We start from the raw sequence: 14,310 nt of genomic DNA on the forward strand, positions 1-14,310 counted from the left end.
TTGAAATCATTTTTGTTTCTTCTGCCCGTCCGCCCAGACCACCCCGCAGACCGCCCGCGCGCCCGCCTTTTTTGCCCCGCGCAGCGCTCTGCGGACCTCCCGGGCGCTCTGTGCCGTCACCACAAGCCCGGCCGACAGCATCGCGGCCTCCCCCGCCTTTGCGACCGGGAAAAGCACCCGCCCGTACCGCGTCTCCGCCCAGAGCAGCAGGGCGGAGAGCGCCTCCGGCGGCGGGGCGGCGGACCCCTCCCCCACCGGCAGCAGGTCCACCCCGGGCACCGGCCCCCGCGCCAGCAGGTCGGGCGGGTCGCACCGCCCGGAGAGCAGCTCCGACAGGCCGTCCCTCTCCGAGCCGGTCAGAAGCAGCACCCGCGCGTCCTCTCCGGCGAGCGCGCAGGCGACGCGCAGTTCCCCCGGCCCCCGGACCGCCAGGTTCCCCCCGCGCGCAGAGGACGAGCAGCGTCATCGCCGCGCCGCAGAGGGCCGCGATCCCCGCGCAGGCCGCCGCGGGGGGCCCGTCCGGCCGGGAGGGCAGGCGCGCGGGCGCGGCGGTCACCGCGCTGCCGCCGCCCACCACCTCGGCGAGAAGGCCGGGGGCGCCCTCCGCGAGGGCGTTGGCGAAGGCCGCCGCCTCTTCGGCGGAGGGGGCGGACGCCTCGATCCGCACCACGCCGGTCCCGCCGAGCGCCGTAACCGACACCCCCCGCCGCAGCTCGTCGGGAGTCCCCGCGAGGCCGCACCGCGCCGCCGCGCCGGAGACCGCCTCGTCGCCCGAGAGCAGCAGGGCGCAGGTGTCCGCGAGCTTCTGCGCGGCGGAGAGCTCACCCGCGTCCACCTCCCGCGAGGAGGAGACATAGACGAGCGCCCGGGCGGTGTACCGCCCGGGCAGCAGGGCGAACAGCGCGTACCCGGCCACCCCGCAGGCGAGAAAGGCGGCCAGCAGCGCCCGCCAGCGCCAGCGCGCCGTCCGCCACAGTTCCCCAAACGTCAGCTGCTCACCCATGTCCGTCCCTCCGCTGTCGAATCTTGTCGATTTTGCCCTTCACAGTCTTTTTTATTTTACCACATCCGGAGCGGGATTGGTAGGCCCGGCAACCGGGCGTGGCCGCTTTCCCGCCCGGTTGAAGCGCGCGCGTATTTTGGGTATAATAGGGGTGGATTTGATTCCCGCAAAAGGAGGCGGCCACATGGACAACCGGCGGATGCTTTTTCTCATCAACCCCCACGCGGGCAAGGCGGAGATCAAGGGGAAGGCGCTCGACCTCATCGACCTGTTTGTGCGCGGCGGCTGGGAGGTCACGGTGCACACCACCCAGCGGCGGCTGGAGATCGCCGACCTGCTCCCCCGCCGCGCCGGCCAATACGGGCTGATCGTCTGCTCGGGCGGCGACGGCACCCTCAACGAGACGATCACCGGCCTGATGCGCTGCCCCCCGGAGGGGCGGCCGCCCGTCGGCTACATCCCCGCCGGCACGGTCAACGACTTCGCCTCGAGCCTCGGCATCTCAAAGAACATGCACGAGGCCGCCGCGACGATCCTTTCCGGCGAGCCCTTCCTCTGCGACGTGGGCGCGTTCGGCGACCGCTATTTCAGCTACATCGCAGCGTTCGGCGCCTTTACCGACGTCTCCTACCAGACCCCCCAGCAGTCGAAAAACCTGCTCGGCCGCGCCGCCTATTTCCTCGAGGCCATTTTGCGGCTGCCCGCCGTCAAGGCCTACCGCATGTCCGTCACCCACGACGGCGAGACGGTCGAGGGCGAATTTCTCTTTGGCATGGTCACCAACGCCACCTCGGTCGGCGGCTTCAAGCTCCGGGCGGGCGCGAACATCTCGATGAACGACGGCCTGCTCGAGGCGGTCTTCCTGCGCAACCCCAAATCCGCGCTCGAGGCGCAGGCCCTCATCGGCGCCGTGCTGCGCCAGGAGTACGACTCGGAATTCGTCACCGCCTTCCGCACCACCCGCCTCACCGTGCGCGCAGAGGAGAAGGTCCCCTGGACCCTCGACGGCGAGTTCGGCGGCACCGCCCGGCAGGTGCGCATCGCCAACTGCCCCCGCGCCATCCGGGTGATCACCGCCCCCGCCAGGACCCCGGCGGAGAACGCCTAGCGCGGCCCGCGCCGCACACCCCCCGGCGCAAAAGGCCCCCCAAACGGGTTTCCGTTTGGGGGGCCTTGATCCGCCTCGCGTTATTTGGTTGTCGTCTTGACCCGTTTGTCCGAAAGGATGTAGGTGGTCAGCGTCCGGGTCTGGAGCTCAAAGGTGTCCTCGTCCGAATTGTAATAGACGGTGCGGGTGATGTCCTTGAGGTTGCCCTTGCTGTCCGCCGTGTAGATGTAGACGTCCCCGGGGTCCACCTCGTCGTAGGCGAAGGGGTTGTTGAGCGAGAGGGTTGCGCGGCTGGTCGCGTCGATCGTCGCGGGGGAGAATTTGCGGATGACCGCGTCGGTGTTGCGGAACTTGTTCGAAAGCGCGGTGGTCGGCCAGCTCGTGGTCAGGCGCGCCAGGAATTTGCGGGGGTTGTTGTTCGCGCGGAAGGTGAGGGTCGCAACCGTGTCCTCCCCTTCAAAGGAGATCTCGTTGACGCTGTTGCGCTCCGGCTTGATCGTCACGCCCTTGGAGCCGACCTCGACCGTCGCGTCCCCCTCCTCCTGCGGATTGGCCACATAGAGGTTCCCGGTCAGGGTGAGCTTGTCGTTCTGCTTTCCGTCGAAGAACCGCAGGTATTTGAGGGTGTTCACCGTGGTGCCGTTGTCGTTGACCGTCTGCACCTTTTCAAACTCCCCCTCGGAGACCTTGCGCTTGCCGTAGCAGAGGACGACCGGCTTTTTCGCCGTGAAGGTCGCGGTGAACTGGACCTTCACCTCCTCCGGGACCGCCGTGTCCGCCAGCTCGACCGCCAGGTAGGCGCGGCGCTCGCTCGTCTTGTAGGCGGCGTAGTCCTTGCCGGTCGGGTCCTGCTGGTTGGGGATGTAGACGGTCGAAGCGCCCGACGTGCCGGTCAGCTTCTTTTCGACCAGCTTGATCGATTTGATCAGCTTGCCGTTCGAGGTCTTGCGGGTGGAGAGGCGGAAGTTGGACGCGCTGTCCACCCACGCCGCCATCGTCTCGGGCAGCGCGTAGTAGATCGTCTGCCCGGGGGAGACGGTGTCGTTCGCGTTGAACTGCCTGCCGTCCCCGTTGACCGGGTTGCCGGTGACCTTGTAGATCGCATACGACTGCGAGCCGGCCGCGGGGCCCGCGGCGAGCGCCGGGGCCGCGAGGGATAAAATCGTCACGGCCGCGAGGATTGCCGCCAATAATTTTTTCATCTTGATCGCCCTTTCTTCGGTGAGGTTTCACACATACAGTGTTCACACAACTGGAAATCACTGCATCGGTTTCCCCCTTCGGAAAGGAAATCTTCCGGCCGCTCAGTCCCGCCGCGCGGAGACGAGCAGCATCATCGGGCGGCGCATCTCGTCCTTCATGCCCGGCAAGCCGAGCATGTTTTCGGGCGGCTGCGGCTCCACCAGCCGCCGCACCGAAAAGCCCTCCTCCAGCAGGGTGTTCACATAGGTCGTCAGGGTGCGGTGGTATTTGGTCACCTTTTCGCCGAGGAAGACCGCCTCCCGCCTGCCCTCGTAGTAGTAGTTGTCCACCGGGAAGTGCAGGATCTCCCCGTCCGGGCCGTAGTACCAGTCCTGCGTGCCCTGCGCGGTGAAGACCGGGTGCTCCACCGAAAAGACGAAGTCTCCGCCCGGCGTAAGCCAGCGGCGGATTTTTTTGACGAGCGCCGGCCAGTCCGCGATATAGTGGAAGGCCAGCGAGCTGAGGACAATGTCGAACGCGCCCTCCGGATAGTCGAGGTCCTCCATCGCGGCGCACTCGTAGCGCACGGCGGGGGAACCGGTCTTCTCCCGCGCCACCTCGAGCATCTTGTGCGAGATGTCGGTGCCGACCACCTCGGCCGCGCCGTGCTCCGCCGCCCAGATGCAGTGCCAGCCGTAGCCGCAGCCGAGGTCAAGCACCCGCCTGCCCGCGAACTCGGGCAGCAGCTTTTGCAGCGCGGGCCACTCCCCCGCCCCGTCGAGCCCCTTCTGCGAGCGGAACATCTCGCCGTACTTCTGGAAAAATAAATCGTCGTCGTATTTGTTTTCTTTCATGTAAATTCCTTCCTTCTGTTGAAAGGGGCCTTTTTCTCTTGCAAAAAGGTCCCTCCTGCCGCCCGCGGCGGCAATTCACCCGAAAAATGCGCTTCTCGGGATCAAGCTTCCGCGCCTGCGGGCGTGGCAAGGGGGCTCCGCCCCTTGCCCCCGCCGCCTTTTGAAAAAGGTGTCGCGAAGCGACGGCCCGGATGGGGTCACCATTTGCCCGCAGGGCAAGTGGCGGCGAAAACTTTTAACGGGCGAGCGAAAACTTTGCGCGGGCGGGCGAAAACTTTGTCTCACGGGCCGCGCGTGCGGCGGGCCGCCGCGGCCGGCCTGAATGAAATGTTTTGAGGGGGGCCGGGGGAACTTTTTTAAAAGTGCCCCCGGGACATCGCCCACTGCGCGAGCGAGGCGACGGCCGGGATGGTAAGGATCGAAAGCAGCGTCGACAGCGCGACGAGCTTGGCGCCGTACTGCGCGTCCCCGCCGAAGCGGGTGGGCATCATGACGGTGGAGATCGCCACCGGGCAGCTCACCGAGATGACCATGGCGAGCACGACGGTGGGCGCGCCGTCGAACCAGCCCGGCACCCCCGCGAGCAGCATGAGCCCGAGCATGACGAGCGGCAGGCCGACCAGCCGCACAAACGCGGTGAAATAGAGGCGCAGGTCCCGGAGGGTCTCCCCCACCGCGAGGTCGGCGATGAGCACGCCGGTGATGACCATCGGCAGCGGGGTGTTCATGCCCGAGAGGAAGCCGAGGGTGTCGAGCAGGAGCCCGGGCAGGCGGATCTGCAAAAGATAGAGCAAAACGCCGAGCGACGCGCCGAGCACGCCGGGGGAAAGCAGGATCTCCTTCCAGCGGATCCGGCCGTCCCGCCGCAGGAGCATGACGCCGTGCGACCAGATGTAGATATTGAAAATGCCGATGTAGATGGCGGCGAAGATCATGCTGTCCTCCCCCATCGCGGCGGTCATGAGCGGGATGCCCATGAAGCCGCAGTTGGAGCTGATCGCGCCCAGCCGGGCGACGGCGCTGCGGTCGTCGCCGTCCCCCCGGTGGGGGAAGAGCGGCCTGGTGAGCAGCGCGGCCAGGAGGTGGAAAACCGCGACAAGCAGGGCCGACAGCGCGATGGAGGCGGCCATTTCGGGGTGGAAATCCCGCTGGAAGACGTTGACGAGCAGCGCGGGGGTGATGATGAAGAGGGCGAAGTTGGAAAACTGCCGCGCCGACTCGACCGAAACGATCCCCTTTTTCCGGATGAAGACGCCGATCGCCATGAGCAGGAACATGACCCCCACCTGCCCGGCCAGCTTCTGCGCGATCATTGGCGCCCCTCCGTTTCCGCACAGAGCTCGGAGAGCTCCGCCCATTCCTCCATCAGCGCGGCGAGCGCCGCGCGGTTTTCCTCGATCTGCGCGCAAAGCCCGCTCACCCGCTGGTAATCGCTCGACACCTCCGGGTCTCCGAGCTGTTCCTGCGCCGTGTCGACCGCGAGCTCGAGATCGGAGATCTCCTGCTCCACCTCGCACAGCCGCTTTTTGCGCGCCACCTGTTCGGCGCGCTGCTTTTTGGTGCGGTGGAAGCCGTTTTCCGTTTTGGGCTTCTCCTCCCGCACCGGCCGTTCCGGCTGGGCCTCCCGGCGCTTCGCCCGGTAGCTCTCATAGCCGCCCTCATACCAGACGAACCCCTGCGGGGTCATCTCGACGATGTGGTCGGGCATCCGCGATAGCAGGTACCGGTCGTGCGAGACGGCCAGAATCGTCCCCTCGTATTCCATCAGCGCCCGGTCGAGCACCTCCTTGGTCGCGAGGTCGAGGTGGTTGGTCGGTTCGTCGAGCAGCAGGACGTTGCCGCCCTCGTACATCATGATGGCGAATTTGAGCCGCGCCTTTTCTCCGCCCGACAGCATCCCCACCTGCTTGTAGATCGATTCCCCCGTGAACCGCAGCCCGCCCAGCACGTTGCGCAGGTCCTGCTCATAGGTCGCGGGGAAGCGGTCCCACAGCTCCCCGATCACCGTTTTCTGCGGGTGCAGGTCGAGCTGCTCCTGCTCGAAATAGGAGACCTTCGTGTTGCGGCCCCAGCGCACGCTCCCCGTCTCGGGGCGGAGCTTCCCGAGCAGCGCCTTCAAAAAGGTGGACTTCCCCACCCCGTTCGCGCCCACGAGCGCCACCTTCTGCCCCTTGAGCAGATCGAAATCCGCCCCCGCGCAGAGGATCTTGCCATCCTCCCCCGCGCGCAGCGTCAGCCCCTCGGCGTGGAGCACGTCCTTGACCGGCTCCTGCTCGTACCGGAAGGCCATCTTCACCGGCAGCAGCGGCGCGGGCGGCTTTTTGACCGGCTCCATCCGCTCGAGCATCTTTTCGCGGCTCTTGGCCATCGCCGCGGTCGTCGCGCGCACCTTGTTGCGCGCGATGTAATCGGTCAGCTTGGCGACGTTCTGCCGCTGCATCTCATATTCCTTGAGCTGCCGCTCGTAGAGCGCCTCCCTCGTGTACATGTATTTGGTGTAATTGCCCTTGTAGGCGGTCACATGCAGGTTGGCGACCTCCCACATCTTCGAGCAGATTTTATCTAAGAAATAGCGGTCGTGCGACACGACGACGAGCGCGCCCTTGTATTCCTGCAAATAGTCCTCCAGCCACTGGAGGGTCGGGAAATCCAGATGGTTGGTCGGCTCGTCGAGCATGAGCAGCCCCGGCTCGGTGAGCAGGAGCTTGGCGAGCGCGAGGCGGGTCTTTTCCCCGCCCGACAGCGTCCCGCAGACGGTGTCCATCTCCCGGTCCGCAAACCCCATTCCGTTTAACACCGTCTTGATCTTCACGCCGATGTTGTAGCCGTCGTTCGCTTCAAAATAGGCCAGCAACCGGCCGTATTCCGCCGACAGGCCGGCATATTCCTCCGTGCCATGGTCGGCGTGCCGCTCCATCGCGGCCGCCAGCTCTTTGATACGCGCCTGCGCGTCCAGCAGCGGCCGGAACACCGAACGCATCTCCTCGTAGATCGTGTTCGCGCTGTCCACGCCGCTGTTCTGGCGCAGAAAGCCGAGGGTCAGCCCGCTTTTGACCGCGCGCTCCCCCTCGTCCGGGCTCATATCTCCATTCAGCACATTCAGCAGGGTCGATTTCCCCGCCCCGTTCGCGCCGACAAGACCGATCCGGTCCCCCTCCTCCACCTTGAGGGACACCCCCATAAAGATGATCCTGTCGGCAAAGATCTTGCTGACGTTGTCCAGTGATAGCAGCATTTGGTTGACTCCTTTTTTGCCGCTCGCCGCGGCGGGGATTTCTTTGGTTTGCCGCCCGCAGCGGCGGAGATTGCCGCGCTGCGCCCGGCGGCGGTTTGAGATTTGCCGCGCTGCGCCTGGCGGGGCTAAGACGGGAATTGCCGCTTTCCAAGCGGCAAGAATGACGAGCGCGTTCCACCGCGCGCCACGGGTTCCTTTTCGGACGGACGAAAAGGAACCAAAAGTCCGCCTAAGGGGGCTCCACCGCCCCCTTAGGGATCCCCTGGAGTACCTTGCCAGTACCCGCAGGTTACCGCCGTTCCCCACGGGTACACAAGCTGAAGGCTCAATTCAGGTTGCGGACGCACCCAACAACCGAAGCCGCTTAGCTCGCCATAATCCGTGGCGGAAAACAACGCCCGTTCCGGGCGTTCGTGCGCCCTGCGCGCGCGTGCGCGGCGAAGCCGCGCAGTTTTCCGCCTCCCCGTGGGCGCTGCGCGCCACACAAAAGCCGCCGTGCCTCCCCGGAAGCACGTCCGATTCGGTTCCGGAGACTCTCTGGCAGAGGCATTGCGCCCGCGGCGCGGCGGCCGGTGGGTTGCGGTAAACTTGCCCATTGATCCGTGAACCGGGCGCCGCCGACTTTGGCCGCAGGCCAACCGGAGGCGGCACTGGGGGTCAAGGGGGCGCAGCCCCCTGCGGTTTCTTTCCCCTATTTCTTGGGCGGCCAAGAAATAGGGCCGCCTGCCGGGGCGGGACCCGGCAGCTCTGCCGCTCGATGAGCGGATAATCTAAGCCTGCCGTCGGCCGGCCGCCGACAACCTCCGCCGCTCATTGAGCGGCAAATCTATAACGGCTCCCCGGAGGGGGCTTCCCCCTCCTCCAGCAGGGCGGCCGCGGCGGAATCGGGCAGCGCGCTGACCTGCGCGAGACGGCGCTGGATGGCGCGGGTGCGCACGCCGACGAGCTTGTCCAGTTCGCTGTTGGCCTGTTCGAGCCGCTGCTGGGCGGCGCCGAGCACGTCGCCGAACCGTTCGAACTCGGTCTTGACCGCGCCGAGCACCTGCCAGACCTCCCCCGACCGCTTTTGGATCGCGAGGGTCCGGAAGCCCATCTGAAGGCTGTTAAGCAGGGCGGCCATTGTGGTCGGGCCGGCGACGCTCACCTTATAGTCGCGCTGGAGCGGCTCGAGCAGGCCGAGCTGGAGCACCTGCGCGTAAAGCCCCTCGAAGGGCAGGAACATGACGGCGAAATCGGTGGTACGGGGCGGGTCGAGATATTTGTCGCGGATATCCCGCGCGAAGGATTTGACCCGCGCGGCAAGCGCCGCCGACGCGGCGGTGATCTCGGCGGGGTCGCCCTGCTCGTAGGCGTCGGTCAGGCGGACATAGGCGTCCGCCGGGAACTTGGCGTCGATCGGCAGGTAGACGGGCTCCTCCCCGTCCCCCGGCAGCACGACCGCGTATTCGACGGGATTGCGGCTGTCGCGGCGGGTGGAGAAATTGGTCTTGTACTGGTCGGGCGAAAGGATCTGCTCAAGGATCGCGCCGAGCTGGACCTCCCCGAGCACGCCGCGCGTCTTGACGTTGGAGAGCACCTTCTTGAGATCGCCCACGCCCGAGGCAAGGGTCTGCATCTCGCCAAGGCCCTTATAGACCTGCTCGAGCCGCTCGCTCACCAGCTTGAAGGACTGGCCGATGCGGCTTTCGAGCGTCTGCTCAAGCTTTTCATCGACCGTCTTGCGCATCTCCTCGAGCTTTTTGGCGTTGTCCTCCTGGAGGGAGGAGAGCCTGTTTTCCACCGTCGTGCGGATGCCCGAGAGCTGTTCGCCGCTCTGGGTGGTGAAGCTCTGGAACCGCGCGTCCACGCTGCGCATGAGCTCCGCGACCGTCTTTTGCAGGCTGTCCTGCCGCATCCCCAGTTCGCGGGACATCTGCTGCTGGTTGCTCGCCAGCGCCTGCCCGAGCGCGTTCACCGAACGGGTGATGTTCTGCGCGCTCTCCTGCCGCGACTGGCGCGACTCCTCGATAAGCACGCCGCGCAGCCGGTCGAGCTCCTCCCGCATGGGGCCGAGCCCCTCCTCCCTCCGGCGGGATTTCGCCGCCATGACCGCGGCGACGATTGCCGCGGCGCACGCGCCCGCCGCAAAGAGCGCGGCGGCCCACAATAAAACCTGGTCCATGATATCCCCCTTTACCGGACGTTCCCGGTCCGGTCAAAAAATGCGCCCGCCGCCGGCGGGCCGCAGAAAACGCTGTTCCAATCAGAGGATATTATAGCATGTTTTTCTTCCTCCGAAAAGGGCTTCCCGTTCGCTTCCGAAACATTTTGCGCCAGTCCCTTCTCTTTCCCCGGCAGAGAAACGGGAGGGGCCGCCTTTCAGGCGGCAGCCCCTCCCGTTTTCCAATACAGTACTTACAGTACCTACAGTACCTACAGCCAGATTCCGGACGAAAAGGACCCCGGATTTTTCCTCTCCGGACGGGCGTTCGCGGGGACGTGCCCTCCAAAGCGGGGTCGCCGGTTTCGGGTAGTACCGTGGACAGTTTCGGCTAGCGAGGTGCCCCGATCCGGATGGCGGCGTGGGCAGTTCCGGTGAGTCCGCCCCGCGTGTGCGCGTGATATAATAGAGGTGCGGATGGGGCGCCGGCTGCAAGATCAGGGAAATGGACGAAATCGTCCGTCCGGGCGCAGAAACCGGAGCATCCGGGAGATCATTCGAATTCCGGGAGGAATGGTACCCAGTTTCGGTGAGCCTCTCCTCCCCTTTCCCAACAGGGACGGTCCATCCGGACCCGCGGATTGCCGCAAACCCGGGATTTTGCGCGGATTGCGGGGTTTTGGGGAAAACTGCGTACCATTTTCGGGCGTCGGTGAAATCGGGAGGAATCCGGAGGATTGGGGAGAAAACACGGGATAAACACGGGTTCATATCCCGGAAGGTACTCAGTTTCGGTGAGCCGGGCACCCTTGTGGGCGGCCCACACATGCCAAAGTCCGAAAAACGGTACCCGTTTTCGGGGAGTCCCCCAAAACTGCGTACCTTCCGCCGCGGGGCCCGAAGATTATACGCAAGGGAATTCCTTTACATCCTCCGGGCGCTCATTTCCCAAAAACGGAACGCCATGAAAACCGGAGAAAATGGAAGGAATCCGGAGAGATCGGCGCACTGTTTCAAATGGAAAAGCAGACGGTACCCACTTTCGGATAGTATCATTTCCCGCAAAATTACCGGATGTAATTTTATGGACAGGCCCCCGTTCGGCGGAAAAAACGGACCGCATGGAAAATGGGAGAAATCACGAGAGATCAGAAGAAAAACGCGGATAAACGCGGGATGAAAGAAGCGACGGTACCCAGTTTCGGTGAGCGGGGACCGTGCGGGGCCCCGAAAATGCCGTACAGCCGTTCGGCTTTACAGATTAAAGCCCCAGAATCTTCCGCAGAATGTCGTTGACCAGCTTGCTGTCGGTCACCTTCTGGGCGACCGCCGCGCGGTGCAGCGCGTCGATGACGGCGGCGTCGAGGTAGAAGGTTTTGTTCTTCGCCATGCGCCCCTCGTCCCGCACGATGAATTCGGTCAGGTCGACGGGCGGCGCGGCGGGCCTGGGCTGCCTGGCGGCGCGCGCGCGGGGCGCGGGCTGCTCGGCGGGCGGTTCCGCCGCTTTGGGCGCGGGGGCCGCTGCCGCCTCCGGCTGCTCCGCAGGGATTGCGGCGGGCGCCGCCTGCGGGATCTCCTGCGCGGCGGGCGCCGCCGCCGGCGCTTCCTGCACGGGGGTCTCCCCTTCCCCGGCGGGCTTTGCCGCGCGGGCCGGGTGCTGCCGCATCTCCTTCGCCTGGCGTTCCAAAACGCTCTTGGTAAACTTGTTTGCCATGAGTATGACCTCCCTGCCGGGGATTATTCCCTCCGGGCGCGTTTTCCCGGGATTCCCCGTCGCATCGATTTTCTATTAGAAGTTCTATTCGCTTATATATGCGCGAATAGAACCTCGCGTGCAAGGACGATTATAACACGCCGCGCGCGAGCATTTCGTCGACAAGGGACGCGATCGCGTCGCAGCCTTTGGAGCGCAGGTCGTAGATCGAGATCGGCACGGCGGCCAGCTCGCTCTCGGTGATGCGGACGTTGCGCGGGATGACCGTCTCGAAGAGGATGGGGCGCAGGTCCTCGGTGTCGGGCGAAGTGCGCAGATATTCGAGGTAGTCGGCGGAGAGCTTGTTGCGGCTGTCGAAGTCGTTGACGATGAAGCCCTTGATGTTGTCCTCCCGGCGCAGGCGTTTGCGGGCCTCCTCCCATAGCGCGATGAAGAGCTGCGCGCCCTCGATCGCGTTCATCGAAACGTCGCTCACGAGCAGGATGGCGTCGGACGCCAGGAAGGCGTTCTGATTGACGATCGACATGCTGGGGTTGGTGTCGATGAGGATGTAGTCGTATTGGTCGAAAAATGCTTTGTGGTCGCTCAAATAGTTCGAGAGGATCTGCTCCCGCCCGGCGACCGACGCGATCTTGAGCTCCGACTTGTGCAGAAAGATCGACCCGGCGATCATGTCGAGCAGCGGCAGGCGGTCGATGGGGCTTTTGATGACGAGTTGGTCCGGCTCGGGCTGCGCCTCCTCGAGGTTGTAGACGTCGTAGGTGGTGAGCAGGTCGGGCTGGGTGCGGTCGATGCCCATATTGTTGGTGAGGTTGCCCTGCAGGTCGGAATCGATGACCAGCACGCGGTAGCCGAGCTGGGAGAGGATGCCGCCGATGTTGAAGCAGAGCATCGTTTTGCCGACGCCGCCCTTGAGGGTCCCGAAGGTGATGATCTTTCCCATGAGGAAGCCTCCCGTAGATTCGCGATTCGATGCGCGAACAGATTTGCGATTCGATTGATGCATATATTATAGCACAGATTCGTGAAGAGATGCAAGCATCTATGAAAAATTACATTTAAAAATATCATCGTTAATATCAAATAGAATCTATTTAAATATGGATTATAAAATACATAAACGAATGCATGCTATAATAGATAATATATTTTATTAATATAGTTTCTAATAGATTAACGAATATACAAGCCTTGCGGGCGCGCGGCGCCTGTGGTAAACTGGAAGGGAAAATGGGGGAATCTTGATGAATCAGAACGACCGGCTGCTCGACGAACTGCGCGGATACCTGCCCGAATACATGGCCCAGAAGCGGATGGTGGTGGGGCGCGGCAAAAAGCTCATCCGCTGCATCAACCCGCAGCACAGCGACTCCACGCCTAGCATGTCCTACTATCCCAAGACGAAAAAGCTCCACTGCTTCGGCTGCGGGGCGACCTACGACCTCTTCGACGTGATCCGCATGGACTATCCCGACTGCGACAGCTTCCCGCGCCAGGTGAAGAAGGCGTGCGAGCTCTTCGGCGTGCCCTTCCCGGAGGACTTCGGCCGGGACCCGGCGGCGTCCCCGGCGCCCCGCGCGGGGGCGCGCGCCCCCGCCCCCGCGGGCGCCCTGCGGGAGGAGACGAAGCCGCGCTATAAGAACAGCCCGGGCGCGATGGAGCTTTTCGGCGGGGATTATCTTGCCGGGGAAGGGGAGGGGAGGGCCCTCTTCATCACCGAGGCGATCTTCGACGCGCTGTCGGTGGAGGCGTGCGGCTACCAGGCGCTCGCGCTCTGCGGCGCGGGCAACACCCGCAAATTCCTCTCGCTCTGCGCGGCGAACCCCGCCGCCGCCAACTCCTACACCTTCTTCGCGGCGGGGGACAACGACGAGGCGGGCAGGCGGATGAACGCGGCGGTCCGGGAGGGGCTGGCGGAATTGGGGATCTCCTGCGGCGCGGTGGAGTGGCCGGAGGGGGCCAAGGACGCGAACGAGCTGCTCCTGCGCGACCCCGACGCGCTGCACGCCGCGCTCGACGCGGCGGCCAACGCCGACCGGTACGAATACGAGCGGAAAAACGCCGCCTCCGCCGTGGGGGAGCTGCTCGACCTGTCGGTCAAACGGGCGAGCCGCAGCGCGGTGCCGACCGGCTTTCCCGCGCTCGACGACCTGCTTGACGGGGGGCTTTACGCGGGGCTCTATATTATCGGAGCGATCTCCTCCCTCGGCAAGACCTCCTATCTGCTCCAGATCGCAGACAGCATCGCGGCGGCGGGCTCCGACGTGCTCTATTTTTCCCTCGAGATGTCCAAGCTCGAGTTGATGGCCAAGAGCATCTCCCGTATCAGCTACCGGCTCGACCCGTCCGCCGAGCGGAGCGACGCCTTCACGGCGCGGCAGGTGCTGCGGCTCGACCTCGGCATGGACGAGCGGCGCGCCGCGCTGCTTTCCGCCGCTGTGGAGGCGTATAAAAAGACGGGGGAGCGCCTCTATTATAAGGAGGGGCTCATGGATATCGGCGTGCAGGAGGTGCGCGCGGCAGTGCGCGAGCACATCCGCCTGCGGGGCCGCCGCCCGGTCGTCTTTGTCGACTACCTGCAAATTTTGAAGCCCTCCGACCCGCGCGCCACCGACAAGCAGAACACCGACCGCGCGGTCGTCGAGCTCAAACGGATCAGCCGCGATTTCGACATTCCCGTCTTCGCGGTCAGCAGCTTCAACCGCGAAAACTACCGCAACGCCGTGTCGATGGAGGCGTTCAAGGAGTCGGGCGCGGTCGAGTACTCGTCCGACGTGCTCTTCGGGCTCCAGCTGGCCGGGGCGGGGGAGCAGGGCTTCGACGTGAACGCCGCCAAGGCGCGCAGCCCGCGCGCCGTCGAGCTCGTCATGCTCAAGAACCGCAACGGCGTGCCCTACGCGAAGATCGAGTACGCCTACAACGCGAAGTTCAGCTATTTCGGCGAAGGGAGCGCGCGTCACTTTGGCCCCCGACCAAAGTGACGTTAAGGAAGGGCGGGACTGCCCGACGCCTTGCGTCGGAGCGCCGCTGCGCGGCGACGCCCGCCCGGCGCGCTTCATGGAGGGGGGCGGTCC

Annotated in this window: 11 protein-coding genes; 3 read left to right on the forward strand and 8 right to left on the reverse strand. The window is 64.9% G+C overall.

Translation table 11 applies throughout. The features are described from left to right. Nucleotides 1–6: 6 nt before the first annotated feature. A complete protein-coding gene (locus C1A13_RS14740) occupies nt 7–369 on the reverse strand; it encodes a hypothetical protein (RefSeq protein WP_101548066.1) in 363 nt (120 codons plus the stop codon). 245 nt (nt 370–614) lie between these two features. Between C1A13_RS14740 and C1A13_RS14745 the strand changes: the two genes are divergently transcribed. Both C1A13_RS14745 and C1A13_RS00445 read left to right on the forward strand, forming a co-directional pair. Then, nucleotides 615–857, forward strand: coding sequence for a hypothetical protein (locus C1A13_RS14745; RefSeq protein ID WP_101548069.1), 243 nt, complete (start codon nt 615–617; stop codon nt 855–857). A gap of 330 nt (nt 858–1,187) precedes the next feature. Continuing rightward, on the forward strand, nt 1,188–2,111 hold the full coding sequence (locus tag C1A13_RS00445; protein ID WP_101548071.1) for a diacylglycerol/lipid kinase family protein: 924 nt from the start codon (nt 1,188–1,190) through the stop codon (nt 2,109–2,111). A gap of 80 nt (nt 2,112–2,191) precedes the next feature. On the opposite strand, the gene C1A13_RS00450 is transcribed toward C1A13_RS00445, so the two are convergent. From C1A13_RS00450 to C1A13_RS00480, 7 genes are all read right to left on the reverse strand, one after another. Continuing rightward, nucleotides 2,192–3,313 carry a hypothetical protein gene (locus C1A13_RS00450; RefSeq protein WP_101548073.1) on the reverse strand — a complete coding sequence of 374 codons (1,122 nt, stop codon included), beginning with the start codon at nt 3,311–3,313 and terminating at the stop codon, nt 2,192–2,194. Nucleotides 3,314–3,415: 102 nt separating this feature from the next. Further along, nucleotides 3,416–4,147, reverse strand: coding sequence for a class I SAM-dependent methyltransferase (locus C1A13_RS00455; RefSeq protein WP_101548075.1), 732 nt, complete (start codon nt 4,145–4,147; stop codon nt 3,416–3,418). A 356-nt stretch (nt 4,148–4,503) separates the two neighbouring features. Beyond that, nucleotides 4,504–5,460 carry an AEC family transporter gene (locus C1A13_RS00460; protein WP_172439103.1) on the reverse strand — a complete coding sequence of 319 codons (957 nt, stop codon included), beginning with the start codon at nt 5,458–5,460 and terminating at the stop codon, nt 4,504–4,506. Then, complete coding sequence (locus C1A13_RS00465) at nt 5,457–7,382, reverse strand: ABC-F family ATP-binding cassette domain-containing protein (protein ID WP_101548079.1); 1,926 nt, start codon at nt 7,380–7,382, stop codon at nt 5,457–5,459. Before C1A13_RS00465 ends, C1A13_RS00460 begins: the two co-directional genes overlap by 4 nt. A gap of 826 nt (nt 7,383–8,208) precedes the next feature. Next, nucleotides 8,209–9,543, reverse strand: a complete 1,335-nt coding sequence (gene rmuC / locus C1A13_RS00470) for a DNA recombination protein RmuC (RefSeq protein WP_101548081.1) — start codon at nt 9,541–9,543, stop codon at nt 8,209–8,211. Nucleotides 9,544–10,783: 1,240 nt separating this feature from the next. After that, nucleotides 10,784–11,236, reverse strand: a complete 453-nt coding sequence (locus C1A13_RS00475; protein ID WP_146021656.1) for a hypothetical protein — start codon at nt 11,234–11,236, stop codon at nt 10,784–10,786. 130 nt (nt 11,237–11,366) lie between these two features. Beyond that, on the reverse strand, nt 11,367–12,179 hold the full coding sequence (locus C1A13_RS00480; RefSeq protein WP_158595715.1) for a ParA family protein: 813 nt from the start codon (nt 12,177–12,179) through the stop codon (nt 11,367–11,369). Nucleotides 12,180–12,480: 301 nt separating this feature from the next. Between C1A13_RS00480 and C1A13_RS00485 the strand changes: the two genes are divergently transcribed. Continuing rightward, nucleotides 12,481–14,217, forward strand: a complete 1,737-nt coding sequence (locus tag C1A13_RS00485) for a DnaB-like helicase C-terminal domain-containing protein (RefSeq protein ID WP_146021657.1) — start codon at nt 12,481–12,483, stop codon at nt 14,215–14,217. Nucleotides 14,218–14,310: the final 93 nt, after the last annotated feature.

The organism is Anaerotruncus massiliensis (ex Togo et al. 2026) (genome assembly GCF_900199635.1).
GTDB classification, from domain to species: domain Bacteria; phylum Bacillota; class Clostridia; order Oscillospirales; family Ruminococcaceae; genus Anaerotruncus; species Anaerotruncus massiliensis.